This window comes from Acinetobacter sp. AYS6 (assembly GCF_025630795.1).
Classification (GTDB): Bacteria; Pseudomonadota; Gammaproteobacteria; order Pseudomonadales; family Moraxellaceae; genus Acinetobacter.
Map to the genome: position 1 here is coordinate 188,117 of NZ_JAOTNV010000004.1, position 15,101 is coordinate 203,217.

19 protein-coding genes are annotated in these 15,101 nt (G+C 35.5%); 5 read left to right on the top strand and 14 right to left on the bottom strand.

All coding sequences use genetic code 11. The annotated features are described in order from the left end of the window. The first annotated feature begins 134 nt into the window (after window positions 1-134). A complete protein-coding gene (locus tag OD757_RS01750) occupies window positions 135-989 on the top strand; it encodes a DMT family transporter (RefSeq protein ID WP_263030655.1) in 855 nt (284 codons plus the stop codon). A 57-nt stretch (window positions 990-1,046) separates the two neighbouring features. On the opposite strand, the gene OD757_RS01755 is transcribed toward OD757_RS01750, so the two are convergent. The 4 genes from OD757_RS01755 to OD757_RS01770 form a co-directional block, all read right to left on the bottom strand. Continuing rightward, window positions 1,047-1,310 (bottom strand): hypothetical protein, encoded by a 264-nt coding sequence (locus OD757_RS01755; protein WP_009390188.1) that lies wholly within the window; start codon window positions 1,308-1,310, stop codon window positions 1,047-1,049. A 162-nt stretch (window positions 1,311-1,472) separates the two neighbouring features. After that, on the bottom strand, window positions 1,473-2,579 hold the full coding sequence (locus OD757_RS01760; RefSeq protein ID WP_263030656.1) for a minor capsid protein: 1,107 nt from the start codon (window positions 2,577-2,579) through the stop codon (window positions 1,473-1,475). 194 nt (window positions 2,580-2,773) lie between these two features. Then, entirely contained in the window at window positions 2,774-3,016 is a 243-nt protein-coding gene (locus OD757_RS01765; protein ID WP_263030657.1) for a hypothetical protein, read from the bottom strand. A 612-nt stretch (window positions 3,017-3,628) separates the two neighbouring features. Then, a complete protein-coding gene (locus OD757_RS01770) occupies window positions 3,629-3,943 on the bottom strand; it encodes a winged helix-turn-helix transcriptional regulator (RefSeq protein WP_263030658.1) in 315 nt (104 codons plus the stop codon). Window positions 3,944-4,053: 110 nt separating this feature from the next. Here OD757_RS01770 and OD757_RS01775 point away from each other — a divergent pair, with 110 nt between their 5' ends. Beyond that, window positions 4,054-4,470, top strand: a complete 417-nt coding sequence (locus OD757_RS01775) for a carboxymuconolactone decarboxylase family protein (RefSeq protein WP_263030659.1) — start codon at window positions 4,054-4,056, stop codon at window positions 4,468-4,470. Between the two features lie 87 nt (window positions 4,471-4,557). On the opposite strand, the gene OD757_RS01780 is transcribed toward OD757_RS01775, so the two are convergent. The 5 genes from OD757_RS01780 to OD757_RS01800 form a co-directional block, all read right to left on the bottom strand. Then, a complete protein-coding gene (locus OD757_RS01780; protein ID WP_263030660.1) occupies window positions 4,558-5,127 on the bottom strand; it encodes a lysozyme in 570 nt (189 codons plus the stop codon). Window positions 5,128-5,257: 130 nt separating this feature from the next. Beyond that, window positions 5,258-5,458 (bottom strand): hypothetical protein, encoded by a 201-nt coding sequence (locus tag OD757_RS01785; protein ID WP_004791647.1) that lies wholly within the window; start codon window positions 5,456-5,458, stop codon window positions 5,258-5,260. Window positions 5,459-5,565: 107 nt separating this feature from the next. Next, window positions 5,566-5,835 (bottom strand): hypothetical protein, encoded by a 270-nt coding sequence (locus tag OD757_RS01790; RefSeq protein WP_263030661.1) that lies wholly within the window; start codon window positions 5,833-5,835, stop codon window positions 5,566-5,568. 315 nt (window positions 5,836-6,150) lie between these two features. Continuing rightward, a complete protein-coding gene (locus OD757_RS01795; protein WP_263030662.1) occupies window positions 6,151-6,525 on the bottom strand; it encodes a TonB C-terminal domain-containing protein in 375 nt (124 codons plus the stop codon). A 150-nt stretch (window positions 6,526-6,675) separates the two neighbouring features. Further along, window positions 6,676-6,900 carry a hypothetical protein gene (locus OD757_RS01800; RefSeq protein WP_263030663.1) on the bottom strand — a complete coding sequence of 75 codons (225 nt, stop codon included), beginning with the start codon at window positions 6,898-6,900 and terminating at the stop codon, window positions 6,676-6,678. Window positions 6,901-7,176: 276 nt separating this feature from the next. On the opposite strand from OD757_RS01800, the gene OD757_RS01805 reads away from it, so the two are divergent. The 3 genes from OD757_RS01805 (at window position 7,177) to OD757_RS01815 (ending at window position 10,892) form a co-directional block, all read left to right on the top strand. Further along, window positions 7,177-7,899: a type 1 glutamine amidotransferase gene (locus OD757_RS01805; RefSeq protein WP_263030664.1), complete on the top strand. Its 723-nt coding sequence runs from the start codon at window positions 7,177-7,179 to the stop codon at window positions 7,897-7,899. 112 nt (window positions 7,900-8,011) lie between these two features. Further along, window positions 8,012-8,530 (top strand): hypothetical protein, encoded by a 519-nt coding sequence (locus OD757_RS01810; RefSeq protein ID WP_263030665.1) that lies wholly within the window; start codon window positions 8,012-8,014, stop codon window positions 8,528-8,530. Between the two features lie 151 nt (window positions 8,531-8,681). Beyond that, the gene (locus OD757_RS01815) at window positions 8,682-10,892 is read left to right on the top strand and encodes a TonB-dependent receptor family protein (protein ID WP_263030666.1); all 2,211 of its coding nucleotides are present in this window, start codon (window positions 8,682-8,684) and stop codon (window positions 10,890-10,892) included. Between the two features lie 75 nt (window positions 10,893-10,967). Here the strand turns inward: OD757_RS01815 and OD757_RS01820 are convergent, their stop codons facing one another. From OD757_RS01820 to OD757_RS01840, 5 genes are all read right to left on the bottom strand, one after another. Beyond that, window positions 10,968-11,519: a TetR/AcrR family transcriptional regulator gene (locus tag OD757_RS01820; RefSeq protein WP_263030667.1), complete on the bottom strand. Its 552-nt coding sequence runs from the start codon at window positions 11,517-11,519 to the stop codon at window positions 10,968-10,970. Between the two features lie 571 nt (window positions 11,520-12,090). Next, window positions 12,091-12,648 carry a chorismate mutase gene (locus OD757_RS01825; protein WP_263030668.1) on the bottom strand — a complete coding sequence of 186 codons (558 nt, stop codon included), beginning with the start codon at window positions 12,646-12,648 and terminating at the stop codon, window positions 12,091-12,093. A gap of 77 nt (window positions 12,649-12,725) precedes the next feature. After that, window positions 12,726-13,409 carry an SDR family NAD(P)-dependent oxidoreductase gene (locus tag OD757_RS01830; RefSeq protein ID WP_263030669.1) on the bottom strand — a complete coding sequence of 228 codons (684 nt, stop codon included), beginning with the start codon at window positions 13,407-13,409 and terminating at the stop codon, window positions 12,726-12,728. 9 nt (window positions 13,410-13,418) lie between these two features. Further along, complete coding sequence (locus OD757_RS01835) at window positions 13,419-14,180, bottom strand: SDR family NAD(P)-dependent oxidoreductase (RefSeq protein WP_263030670.1); 762 nt, start codon at window positions 14,178-14,180, stop codon at window positions 13,419-13,421. A gap of 7 nt (window positions 14,181-14,187) precedes the next feature. After that, complete coding sequence (locus tag OD757_RS01840) at window positions 14,188-14,874, bottom strand: glutathione S-transferase family protein (protein ID WP_263030671.1); 687 nt, start codon at window positions 14,872-14,874, stop codon at window positions 14,188-14,190. Window positions 14,875-15,101 lie beyond the last annotated feature (227 nt).

Genomic DNA, 15,101 nt, shown 5'->3' on the forward strand with positions numbered 1-15,101 from the left:
GTTAAAACAATTCATTTTTCTTAAAGAAGCTATCCGTGAATTGTTTAATGACTGAACAACACGTTAATAGCTGCACTTACTAACAATTTCATCACTTGCTATTTCTTAGGTATTACGCACTAGGAGGAGGTTTTATGCGCCTAAATAAACAGATGCTTGCTTCACAAAGTGCAACATCCATTTTTGTTTTGCTCTGGGGTAGTGCCGCTATCTTTACTCGATGGGGACTTAATAATGCCTCCCCCATAGCCTTATTAATTCTGCGCTTTTCAACTGCTTTGCTTGTGCTTTTATTACTTGCTCTTTTTAGAAAAAGACTTTTACCCAAATTTGGAACTCGAAAACAAGTTCTGCTTACAGGGCTGCTGATTATTGCAGGGTATTCAATTTGCTATTTTAAAGCGATGGCTTACGGAGTTACTCCTGGTTTAATGGCCACAATTATGGGAATCCAACCCATTTTAACGCTTTGCCTTCTAGAAAAGAATTTACAAAAAGAAAGGCTATTCGGTTTATTGATTGCTTTAGCAGGGCTCATTCTTTTAGTGTGGAAAAGCCTAACCATGTCGTTTATTGCTCCAATCGGTATACTTTTTGCCTTGACTGCCCTCATCTGTATAACCTTTGGAGCCATAATGCAAAAGAACATTCAACAAGCTCCTACAGATGTCTTACCCCTACAATATGTAATCAGTCTGGTAGTCTGCTTATTTATAGTTCCTTTTGAACATTTTGAAATAACGTGGAATTTACAACTGATTATTTCAGTCTTATTTCTTGGAATTTTAATTTCTGTAGTTGCTCAGCTTTTACTTTATCGGCTTTTAAGTCAGGGCAATATTGTCAATGTGACAAGCCTGTTCTATCTGGTTCCTATCGTTACTGCACTTTTAGATTTCCTAATTTTAAAAAATAAGTTACCGCTGGCAGGTTTAATAGGAATGATTGCAATTTTGCTCGGCTTAATGCTCGTGTTTAAAAAGAAATAGTTGTTAAAATTTTTAGTTTAAAACCCTCAATTGAGGGTTCTATTTTTGAGTAAGAACTTAGCTTAATTGTTTCCAGTCAGTACCAATTTGAGCTAATGCAGGCAATTCATCACTATTAAAAACATTAAAATTTCGGTCAATAGCAAATCGATAGATGGGTATAGAATCAGCTTCAGTTTTCTTAAAAAAACTGAAGTTTTCAGTAGGGTGATAATTACCAGCCTCTGTAGATTTTGTTGCTGTTCCTGAGGGTATATGAATATAACTTTCACACTCCACTTCAATACTATTTCCGGCTAGATCTTGGTAGGAAAATTTCATGTTTTAATCCTTCCTAAATTTTTTATGATTGAGAAAAACTTAACATGCTATTTGATTCAATGATGGAAATTTTTTTCAACTAATTGTTTAAGTGTGTATATTGAGTTAAAACTAAACTTTATTAAAAATATAAATCGTATTTCAAAATGTAGTTACCTGAGCTCATAATCCCAACACTTTAAAAGCACGCTCATCAAGTTCATTAAGCTCCTCAAGCGTATATAACCGCCCTTCTGGGTCAAAAAACTTATCAAAGTCAAATTGTCCCTCTTTATATAATTGATATCTTTTAGGCCCTAGCCATTCTTTTTGAAAAAAATCATCTGTGAGTTTAAAAAACTCTTTAAAAGAAGTATTTGCATCTAGCTGACCTATTAATTGTTCGCGCTCATCTTTAGGAATATCTTTAAATTTTCTTTCATCCATTATGAATGCTCGACTTCCAATAAGCTGACCATTTTCAAGAGTCGGGACTAAAATACTGCGACAATGAGGATGTAAAGGAGGAACTTTTTTTGTTGGGTCATTAAGGTGCCATACCGTACCATCAAGTGAAGCGCATGTTTTCGATGTTCTTCCATCAAGAACACTTACAAATCTGACATATTCAAACTTTAATTGTTTATAGCTATTTAAATAGGCTTGATTTGATATATGACTCCGAATTGTACGTACAGTTCGTTCAATATCCGTTTTAGTACTATTTAGTAGTCCATCTTCATATTTAAGTCGTTTAGTTCCATGGATACGCTGAACAATTTGCGATGTTGGTGCGCCATTGTTAAGACCATCCCGAATTGCATATTCAACTCTTTGACGAGCTACCTCAGCAATTTTAGATAATAACTCATCCACTAATGCCCCACCTGCTAAAGGAACCCGTTTAGCAGTTTTATAGAGCTGTTCGCCTTTTAACTCTTTATGTTTACCACCAAAAATTTTTGACATATATCGGGCTTCATATAGAGCCAATGCCACAGCAGATATTGTAAAAGTGTCATTGAGAGCTTCATTAATCAAATTAAACCACTGAGAAATAAGTGCACGTATCTCTCTTAAATTGGCTGTTGAATAAACTCCCCCAGCTAATGCCGCTTTTTCCTTTTCATTTAGCTCATCTAACAAGTTACTTAACTTCGCAAGCATATTAACGGTTTCAGAATTAAATAAATTGAGAAGTTCATTAACCGCTCTTGAAGATGCTCGATAAAGATAAGCCTGATGTTGAGTCAAGATATCAAAAAGTGTTTTCTGATGAAGATTAGCCATAAAAATTTACCTCTACAGACATGCTTTTTTTATTATTGTGTATTTGCCCGTTTCACCTTATTCGATTTGCTATTTATTGATATTTTCAGTATCTCCAGAACAAGTTATGTCTAACAAGTATACCTACGTAAAGTTATTTAGCTAAAAGCCCATCCTTGTAATCTATATCTTTATAAACTCATCTCATTTTTAGTCTAAATAGCGTCTTTCATGCTGACTAAAACGGCATTACTCGGAATACTTTTAAGTATTTTCTTTTGTTGTTTCAGCCATTCTTTATAAAATTTCTTATCAGATTGTTCCGAAAAGTTGTCTCTCTGCTTGTTACAGGACGCACCTCCCGTATTTCCAGATGGGACATAAGGCCAATTGTTTAATTGGGGGGTTAAAACAGCATTACTCATTAGTGAAAGTTCTTTTAATCTAATCAAATTCATCTTTACTTCCTTGCTAAACACTAACACCTTGATGCATTGATATATTTATTTGAACTTCTTTCTTGAAGATTTTCTAAATAGCTATCCTTCGATGTCCTAAGACAATCCAGCCATGAACCTACAAACAAATACCACACCCTCAAAAATGCAAAGTGCAAATTTTGTGTATTGATTTATCAAAGATGTAACTTGTTATAGGACTAAATAAATTGAATCTAAATAGAATGAGGAAGATATTTAGAAGGTTTTCTTCTCTGTTGCCTCAATTTCAGATATACTGAACTTAGTATGAGATGAGCCTTATATAGTTCATTGCTAGATCAATGAACGACTAAGCCCTTCGCTTTCGAGCAAGGGCTTTTTTAATGCCTATAATTTGAGAAAACTTATACTTATCTGAACTGCTCGGTCGACCATGGGTTTGCCTTTATAGAGCAGGTCTGTTAGATTGGTGGTGTTCATCAACTCCTATTGTCGATGAATACTGAAGCCTGATTCGTAGCATCAGGCTTTTTTATGCCTAAAATTTGTATAAATGGTCTTATCAAAATAATGAGATACGATGTCAGCATGATCTAAAACCCAGTAAATCAAACTATAAAATAAACTCTGTTATCTTGTTTTTAGCCAAGAGCCCACTTCTTTTAGCACGTCTATTAAACAGTTTAATTTATTACCATCCTCTGTTAACGAGTACTCAACTTTAACAGGGACTTCCGCAAAAACCTCTCTGTTAATAAACCCTTCTTCTTCAAGAAAACGTAATTCTAAAGTTAACATTCTTTGAGAAATATTAGGTATTGCCCGTCTTAGCTCATTAAAACGCATCGGTCTTTCGATGAGAAAAGAAATAATTAACATTCTCCAGCGACCACCTAATACGGTCATTGCCTCTTCTACGGAACAGCCAGAAATATTATCTTTCATTGATTATTTAAGTATAAAAAATATACCTATATAACAAAATAGTGCCTAATTTACAATCTATACCTAGTAGTCAATAATGTTTTTTTATTATCAAAAGACTGACCCATATTATGGAATATAAAGAAGTTGCTAAAAAAACGATTAATCATTTGTACTCAGCACATGCATCTATTCGCGCCTCAGGCATTGATCCTCAAATAGTGGCTTTAGCTGAGTTGTATGTGTCACAAATTAACGGCTGTGCCTACTGCTGCGCTTTTCATGCTCAGGAATTAAGAGACATGGGAGTAAGCCAAGAAGTGATTGATAAAATTCCGGGCTATAAACATTCAAATGCCTTTTCAAAGAAGCAGCTTCTTGCACTTGAACTGGCAGAGGCAGTCACTTTTCTATCTGAAAAAATTGAACCTGTGAAAGCTCATTTAGCTGAATATTTTAGTGAAAGAGAGATTGTAGAGTTGACGACTAGCATTTCACTCATGGGAGCATTAAATAGGCTCAGAATCACCCTAGGTGACAAAAGTTAGTCTATTCAACTTCTATATGAAAAAGCCTCGAATGGTTAGGCTTTTTCATAAGTTTTTGACAAAGTTTAATAAAAATTGAAAGCACTATTATGACGATAAAAATAATTTCTTTTCGATTGCACGGCGATTAACCAACCCCTGCAAACGCTTACCTCCAGCATTGACCCATACATCAAACTGGTTTGCAGCCTCTTTATAATCACCCAAATTTAACTTTTTGAGTAAGGTCGAGTTTTTAAAGGCACTTACCCCAATGTTATAGGCTAGAGAGACTAATGCATCGAATTGATTTTGTTTTAAAGGAACTTTTACAGAACTATTTACTGCACGCTCAAATATCTTTAAATCGTGCTGCATATAAGTTTTAGCTTGTTCAAGCGTACATTGGTCTCCTTCACTTACACGCTTACCATTAGGATATCGTGTTGTTCCATAACCAATAGTCCATACACCAGTACCATCATCATAGACGCTGAGTTTTAACCCTTCAAAATTACAGATTAGGTTTACACCTTCCACACTAAGAGACATCTCGTCAACAGCGATACCTATTAATTCGTCGCCATTATCAGTTGCCATAGCAATCTGATCCACTGCTGCATCTTGCTGAGATTTGGCAATAAAAAGCTTACGGAGATAGTCCAATATTTTTTGCATTTAATGCCCTGTCATCTTATTTTTTCTCTTATGATGCACTCGTCTAACAGATTTCGATAATAGTTTTAATTCGCTATACAAATCAAAGAGTCCAAAATATAAAATGCCCAATATTGAATTGGGCTTTAAATTATTCTTCGATTTCGATGGGATCCCCATCTTCAGGGCGAATGTGACGCTCCCCATCATCTGCGGGATCTACACTCGAGCCATCTTTTGTAATGCTGTTATATAATTCATCTTCTTTTTTATCATCGATAAATTCTTCATCAGCAAAATCGAGAGGCTCTTCATCATCGTCAAAATTTAAGGGTTTTTCTTCATCTATCATGAGATTTATCCTTTCCTTAACTGGTGTCATTCCATGCTTAAATAATTCACAGATACATTCAACACCAAACAAACATCATTTGTGTAACTAACACTTTCAGATACATTTTAGCTTTTGTTATTTTCAAGATGGTTCAAAATACTACTAATTTTTAAAAGTAAGTAACCAAGCAATAGCCCATTAAATGTAATAAAAAGGCCCACTGTCACCATCTCTTTAGACCATACCTGAATAATGTCTAAATTATCATTTCTTGTTTCAACCTGCCCATACGACAAAATAAAGGCAATGCCCAAAACAATACCAAAGAAAATGACGCACCACGCGACAACCGAAGTTGCCTTACTTTCACTATGAGGTTTCTTTACTTCACTCATGCTGTGTCTTTATATTTAAGGATTCACTTATTTTTTATAATAATTTAATCACTTTTTAAAGTTTTGTTTATGTTAGGTTTTGATAGCAATGTAACCAATTTTTATATTTTTTTTGCCTATAAATAAACTGACTTATTTGCTCTTTAAAATGAAATATTGCATTTTCTTCTTATTTTTGAAGCGAAATTTACCTCGTAAAGAAATTCTTTTTTTCTAATGAAACCTAATATTTTCAATACATCAGATAAAGAGAGAGCAAATTTAATCTACCTTAACAAATCTAAATTTGCCCTCTCATGTTTAAGAAGAATTCACTTATTTCGCCAGAAATTTCATATTGAATTTTTTAGCTTGCTTTCTAACTTCTGGATCAGAAGGCAAAGCAAATGGACTTGCACGCCAGATCGCTTTTTCAATACTTGTTTTAAATTTTTGTTCTTCTTTATCTAAAAAGATGATTTGCTCAATTTCTCCACTGTCGCTTAGAAATACTTTAACACTTGCACTCATACCGGCAGAAGACTTTGGAATATCCCATATTTTATAAATTTTCTTTTGATATTGCTTTTTATATTTTTCGGCCTCTGAAGTAATTTTATTATCAGTCACTTGAACAGGAGTGACTTGTTTATGACCCGTAGCACACCCAACTAATAAAAATAAAGAAGCAATAATTGTGAAATTTTTCATTTAAAGTACCTTTTTTCAATAATTAAAATTTAACAGTTTAAAATTTAAAAAACCACCCGAAGGGGGTATTAATCATTAATTATCTCTAGTCAACAAAGGTGGTGAACCACCCTTATTCCACCTTTGTTTAAATGAATACTTTATTTTTCTTTAAAAAGGGACTTCGTAGCGAAAATTCATATTTGAACTCTCTGGCATATTATAGATATCTTGATCAGTAAAAACTCCGTGTTCAGGTGTTTTAAAACTATTAAATGCTTTATTCACGGGAGTAGTTGGAGCGTTATTTAAATAATTTTCTTGAGAATTATATGGAGATGAGGCACAACCAATCAGCCCAAAACCCAATAAAGATATAACTAAAAATGTCTTCATAAATTTCGCCCACTATTATAAAAACCACACAACTTAACAAATTGGACAGCTATTGTCACACCAGAACTATTTAGCCATACTTAACAATTAACTTATCAGTAGTCTTTTAAAAAAAGAAAATGAGCAAGTATTTTCTAATAACATCAATAGTAAAAGCTCATCTGGACCATATAACTTTTAGAAACTGGATGTATTAAATACGCCACCCTGCTTTTAATCTATTCTCAATTTATAACGATTGACCTATCAATTAACTTTTAAATTTTGAGGACTGTCATGCGGCTACATTTTATTGTTCATGAAGATTTTGAAGCACCTGGTGCGTATGAAACATGGGGCAAAAATAATAACTTCAAAATTACATATTCAAGAGTATATTTAAATGAAGCCTTGCCCTCTTCTGTTGAAGATATAGATTTCTTAATTGTAATGGGTGGTCCTCAATATCCGGATACGACCGTGGACATGTGCCCTCACTTTGATTCATTCGCTGAACAAGCAATTATTAAAAAAGCGATTGAAGCGAATAAAATCGTTATCGGGGTATGTCTAGGTTCTCAATTAATAGGTGAAGCTTTAGGTGCCAAATTTGAGCATAGCCCTGAAAGAGAAATTGGTAAATTTCCAATTATGCTTACCGAATATGGGATAACCCACTCTAAGTTTTCACACTTAGGAAAAATGACCGAAGTTGGACATTGGCATAATGATATGCCGGGTTTAACTTACGACGCAAAAATCATTGCTTTTAGTGCAGGTTGCCCAAGACAAATCATCGAATATTCAAAATTAGTTTATGGATTACAATGCCATATGGAGTTAAATTCAGAAGTCGTTGAAATGTTGATTCAACATTCAGAAGTCGAATTAAATCAGGCTCACAATTATAAATTCGTGAATACTCGTGAAGAATTACGAAATCATGACTACCAAGAAATGAATCAAAATCTATTTATTTTTCTGGATAAATTGAAAGAAGAATATTTAAAACAAAATTAAAAATGAGTGTAAAAGCCTTACTTACACTTGGCTTTTACACGCATCCATACACCGTGTTATTGAACAGATGATTAAATACTCTAAAAATTGAACCTTCAAAAAATCAAATTTAATGTTACAATACAGTGATTTACTCAATTTCAATTGGACTTCAAAAGAAATGAATAGATTTTTATTAATTTTTTTATCTTTAAATATTATTCTTTTTTCTCCCGCAGTATTTTCTGAAACAAACACATTTCAAATGAAACAAGAATATCATCGCCCTAACTTTAATAAGCATAAAAGCATGCTTGAAGTGAATGCGAGTTCTCAAGACCATAAATTTAACGGACAACCAAAAGACTTTTCTAATTCTGCCACTCATCAAAATGTAGATTTTTTTGAAATTGCAAAACAATATCAAGAAAAAGAAACTAAGCCGTCGTACTCAACTGATGAAACAGTGAATATGAGTGATCATGACCGTAGTCTTTACTACATTAGAAATCATGATAATGTAGGTATTCAAAGAGAAATTCGTGGCCAGCAATTTAGATCGCTAAAACACCAGCGAGATAAAGGCGTTATTTCTAATGATGTATATAAAGAAAAGGTTTACAAAATTTTAGACACACCTAATTTTAGATAAGTTCGAAGCCCTCCTTGAGGGCTTTTCTATGAAAATGATTAGATAAAAAGTATGTTTAGTTTTTCTAAAAATATTAAAGCACATTTATAAAATTTTGTTACTTTTTCGCTATAATGATTATAATTATCGTTTAGGATTTCGATACATAAACATGGACCGCTCAAGCCCCCTTTCACTACCAAATTTTAAGTTTAAATTTTCTACACTGAGTTATGCAATCGGAATTGCTTGTACTTATCTCGCTCTTCCTGCACATGCCGAAGATACAACTACCAGTGCATTACCAACCATTACTATTAAGGCACAAGGCAACTGGTTAGAAGAAGCAAATGCTGAAACTGTTCACAAACATGCTGGTGCTCGAACTATTATTAACCGCAAGCGTTTAGATGAGACAGCTGCAACATCAATTCGCGAAGCTCTAAAGCAAGTTCCCGGAGTTCAGGCTCAAGACAGTAGCGGCACAGGTGGTAGTGATGTCTCTCTCAATATTGGGGTTCGTGGTTTAGCATCTCGCCTATCACCTCGCTCAACAGTTCTTGTTGATGGTGTGCCGCTTTCATTTGCACCTTATGGTCAGCCACAGTTATCTTTAGCACCTGTTTCAATTGGTAATATTGAATCAGTTGACGTTGTACGTGGTGCGGGATCAGTTCGTTTTGGGCCTCAAAACGTAGGCGGAATTATCAACTTTGCGACTCGCGCCATTCCTCAAGATTTTAGTGGAACTGTTAGCCTAACTTCAGAATATGCATCTGGTACTGACCAAGTAAAACTGAGCCCTAATCTATTTATAGGGGGAACTTTAGATAATGGATTAGGCCTTGCCCTCTTGTATTCAGGGACTAAAGGAAACAATTATCGAGAAGCAAATAACAAAATTGATATTGATGATGTAATGTTAAAGTCTGCTTATCAATTTAATGATAAAGACTCAGTTGCTTTAAATCTGCACCATTATGAAGGTCGAGGCGAAATGCCAGAGGGTTTAACTCAGGCCCAATACGCAGAAAATCCTTATCAATCTTCTGGTGAAAAAAACTATTTTGCAGGTCGACGTACTGATGTCTCTTTACGTTATAACCATAAAGATGAAAAAAATAACTTTGAAGTTTTGAGTTACTACATCGACTCTTTCCGTACAAGTAATCTTGAAAGTACGTTAGATGACGGTCAAAAGCGTCTCGACTCTGCTCCACGCGATTATAAAGTCTATGCGATTGAACCGCGTTACTCCCGTATTTATCAACTAGGTAATACTCAAAACGAAGTAACGGTAGGCTATCGTTACTTAAAAGAAGAAAGTTCTGAATTTGCTGGACGTACTGCATCTTATGCTGCTGGTTCATCAGCACCAGATTTTGCTCCACGTACTATTAGTGATGGTGGCACTAAAGCACATGCGGTATATATCGACAACCGTATGGAACTCGGCCGCTGGACAATAACACCAGGTGTTCGTTTCGAATCAATTGAAACTCATAATAACTTTTCTGTTTATGACAAAAATGGTCTTGTTAATACCGTTCATCCAAAAATTGATTCTGATGAATTTTTACCAAGTTTGTCTGTGATGTACTCAGCAAATGAAAACTGGAATATATTTGCAAATGCTGGTGTATCGTTTGGTCCACAGCAATACAGTCAATTGGCACGTCTTGAAGAAGACAAAAAAAATAATAAAATATTTGCAGCTGCTACAACTGATGGTTTACATCCTGAAAAGTCCAATAACTATGAAATTGGAACTAAGTATCTAGGTAATGGTTTAAATGCCGAATTTACCGTATTCTACCTAGACTTTGATAAAGAGCTTTCATTGGTACGTGATGCTGCTAATAATGGAATCTGGACAGATTTAGGTGCAACTAGCCATAAAGGTGTCGAAACAGGTATTAGTTATGATCTCGGTCATCTAACAGACGCATTAGAAGGTTTAAAAGTATATGGAAACTATACTTTTACCAAAGCTGTAGCTGAAGAAGGTAAATTTAAAGATAAAGACTTACCATTTTACTCGCGCCATGTCGGTAATGTTGGGCTAGGTTATACTGTGGATAAATGGTCTTTAAATGCCGATATGTTTGCTCAGTCTAAGCAGCATTCACCTGATCTTCCGAAAAGCGAGGTCTATCAAACGGAAGAAACTGCGGATGGCAAATATGGAGACATTCCGGGTTACACCACATTTGCGCTACGTACCTCTTATGACTTAAGTTCACAAGTTAAAGGTTTAAAAATCGCGGGCGGAATCAAAAACGTTTTTGATAAGCAATATTTTACTCGCTCAACAGACTCTACTGGCGGTAAGTATATAGGACAGCCACGTACTTTCTATCTACAAACCTCTTTTGACTTTTAAAGCTCAAACAAATTAAACAAAAGCCCTCAATAGAGGGCTTTTCTATAAGTGTTAAGCACTAGAGAAGTAGTTAACTTAAGCTAACATCGACATAAAATATTCTAATAACTTATCTCTTTCATCTATCTTATTTGCACTTAAAAGCTGGACCATTGCTCCATCAATCACAAATAAAAACATATACGCATCTTCAACTGTAGCAGTCGCTTTTACGGTTAAAAGCAACTTATAAATTTCTTTAATAAACCAGTTTCGGTAGTCAATCACGATTTTATAGGCTACAGGATAAAGCTTTTCAATTTCAAAAATGGCTTTAAATGGCAAACGATAAAAGCCTTCTAAGTTTGCATGTAAAAAGTAAATTTTCTTGAGCTGATCGAAGGCCATGAGTTCACGGTACGAATGAATAATTGAAAATACCTCATGTTTTAATGCGTCTTTTTGAAAAGTTACGCTCATCTCAATGAGCCTTTCTTTAGAGTGAAAATAGTTATAAAAAGTGGCTTTGGGAATTTTGGCCTCATCGATAATTCGGTCAATCCCAATATAAAACCCATATTGATTAAATAAATCTTTTGCCGCGTGTAGCACGCGAAGTGCTCTAAATGATGCTTCTAAATTTGGCATAGTTATACCGTTTAAAATAATTTTTTGTTGTAAGTAAATGAGATAGAAATGCGGTCACTCTTAAACTGAGCGCTAAAAACAGGCATGCAAAAGCGGCACAAAAAAGTGTGCTCGCCTATCTCAGGTTTATTGTTACTATGATTTTTAGTCGTAATGATTCTTAAGGCGCAAAAAACCTAGAGTCGATTAAACCGTTTGAAAGACTGTTTAAATGGAATGAATAAAGAGACTTTGGCAAAGGCCAATAAAGAAGAAATAGTACGCATAGCGGACTCCTAGATGAAATAGAAGTTCTGCCAAATCACTGCTAAATAATTATGGTGGCAGAACGAAGAAGGGTTAGCAGACCAGTCATCTAGGAACCGGCACGCCCGAAGGCGTCCCTCCTCCGTCCTACCGCTACGAAGGGAGACGAACGAGTTCGACACCAAAAAATTGCTTTTTTGATGTCCTAGATGAAAACGGTCTGCTAAAACCGACTAACAATGTGGCCAGCAGGCAAAGGATAATCGGAGAGATTTTGGGTGTCAATGTGATATTGACTAGAAAACAGTTAAATAATTATTGTTTTTCATTCTCTTAACTTAATTTTATTTAGTGTCATACATAAAGCTTTTTTGTCAGTCTCTTTAATTTGAGGATGTTGAACAGACCACATATAACTACAGCTATGAGGTGCTTTATTGTTATTTTGCTTGAGTTCATTGGCAATGTTTTTTAAAAGCTCAGTATTTAGCGTACTAATTTTTAAACGTACTTCTGTTAAATCTTGCGGCTTCCAATTGGTTTCCGGACTCGACAACCAGTCTGCGCGATATCGATACTGAATTGCTTTGGCAACATTCATTTGAGTCACAATAAATGGTTTCACTGTTTCGCTATTTAAGCCAAAAGATTCCGCCTCGGAAACAGACTGATCGAGAACTTTCTTTTCTTGAGTTAAATCTTCAATTGGCAAATGCTGTTCTGCTTTATAACCCGCCACATCCTTCATATAAGATAAGCGCTCGTTAATTAAACGGGCCGTTTGATCATATTGATATGCTTGCGCTAATGAAGAAACACACGTGAAAGCTGCCAACGTACAAACCGCTTTAACTGCTTGCGAAACACTCTTAATTTTTGCCATGTAATACCTATCGAAATTATTGTTCTATCGTCATTCCAGATCAGTACTGTATTTTAACAACCTGCAAAAGTAAAACTTCAAGATAGGCTAAGTTCTTGGCTCCATGCCGAATCAGGTTGCTGATAGATATGTTGGCACACCTGTTTAAGTGATGAAATAAAATGTCGGTTTTGCCTATCCCATTTTTCAACCATGCAATAGGTGATATGAATCCCTTTAGGCTGGAACTCTCTTGCCAATGATTGCGCTAAAGCACGAATACTCGCGAACATGCTTTGGCTCAATACATCGTAATGAGTCGAGTTACTATTTGGCGCGCCAAGAAAAATCACTGTGCCCTGCTGTTGTTTTAACATCGGTTTAATGACAGCTTGCGCTACATTCACCGCACTCAAACCTGTGGTTTGCCAATGATGTTCAATCTCTTCTAAAGATAAGGCTTCAATATTTGGCGAAGATGAAAAGTTCGGCTGAAACACGCATAGTTCAATTTTGTGGCCGTGGTTAGAAATATAACGCACTAAACTTTTTAAGTGATCTGCATTCGCTAAGTTTAAATGGATTGCTGTCACACCATCATGTATAGAATGAGCTTGCATATTTTGTACAGCCGAATCATGCACAACTTGATAAAGATGTAACGGGAATTGGGCGTTTTTATCTAAAATTACAAAGTCACGCTCAAGCAGATGTAAATCATGACCAGCAACGACCACACAGCCCTGCTTTTTTTGAAATCTCTGAAATATTTTTTTTAGCATTTTAGTCTCTCAAAATTTTTCTTGATAAGGACGTAAATCCAGCTCATGTGTCCAAAGCTTCGGTGTTTGTTGGTATAGCCTCCAATAGTTTTCTGCAATTGCATCAATATTGAGTCCACCTGTGCCACGGGTAAGACGGGCTAAACGCCCTAAGCCAAATAATGCTTTATTCACTCTATCGCCATCGACCATTCCATCAATAATTACATGAGCAATATGTACACCTTGTGATTTATAGATTTGAGCTAGATTTAATGCATAAGCGCGTAAGGCAGATTTACCCATCGTAAAAGCAGCAAAAAAAGGTTTTCCACGCAAAGAAGCACTTGCCCCCGTAAAAATAAGCGTACCGTGGTTTTGTTCTTTAAAGATTTTTAGACAGCTTTGAGAAACTAAATAAGCCGATAAAAAAGTGGATTGCCACATTTGAGTAAAAAACGACAGCGGACTCCGTAAAAACACCGAGGGAATATTTCCCCCTACATTATGAATAACAGCAGTTATACGTTCATTTTGACTAATGATTGTGTCAAACAAAGCTTGTACTTGCTTTATATCTTCTGCATCCAGACGAAATGCGACAGCGTCCCCACCTTTCGAATGGATTTCGGCAGCTACGGCTTCAATTTTCTGGAAAGTACGCCCAGCGACATAAACTTTTAAACCTTCTTTGGCAAAACGATGACACACAGCTGCACCAATGCCTTGTGATGCCCCAACGCCAATAACAACTACACAATCTAATGTTTTATCCGGTGTTGCTAATGTCATAGTCATTTCACCCTGTTTGTTTTTTATACCATAATGCAATAAATGGACGATCCAAAATTTCTTTACCAAATTTTTTGCTTGTACGAATCACTTCACCGAGTTGTGCGGCCACAGCAATGTCTGCAATTGTCTGGGAGTCTCCTATTAACCATTCACTTTGTGATAAAACTTGTTCGATACGGTCTAGGTGTTTTCTAAATTCTGCTTCAACATGTTCAGCTTTCATTCGGCCAAGCCCTTGAAAGAAAAGCTGTGTTTTTAATTCGGCTAAAATAAATCCTTTTACCATTGGCTTTTCATACGCTGGGCGACCAATACTACTAATGCGCATTGCTTCTTCTAAAGCTTCAGGGTCATTGACGCGTAAATATACTTCATAAAAATAGAGAGCCTCATCTGCCCAGTCTTCCCACAACTCTGCCAGTGCTTTTTGATTTGGATCTTCCGGATAAAGCCGCGGCGTATCTGGATAAGTTTCTTCTAGATAACGGGCAATTCGAGTACTGTCTTGAATTCGCTGTCCTTTATGATCAATGACAGGCACCTTGCCCACTTTACTCAGTAAAGGAACTTTAGCTCCCAAAATGCCGTTATAGTTAACTGTTTCAAATGAAATTCCTTTAAATTTCAAAATTCTTGAAACTTTTTGACAAAATGGGGAAATTTCCCACTGATGCAAAATGATATCCGCCATTTATTCACCTTTATTTTAGTTGCCTGTTTTTCTCATGAGTTCTTTTTTGGAACTAATCAATAGATATACAGTATGTATTTTCAAGTCAAACTTTTTTTGATGACGGACAAGTTTCAAAAAACTAAAATCAACTAATTTATATCGTTTTATGCTCAGTCAGTTTTAATGAATATAATTAAAAATTATGCGGAACCACTCCACTCAAATAGAACCGCATATATTTGATA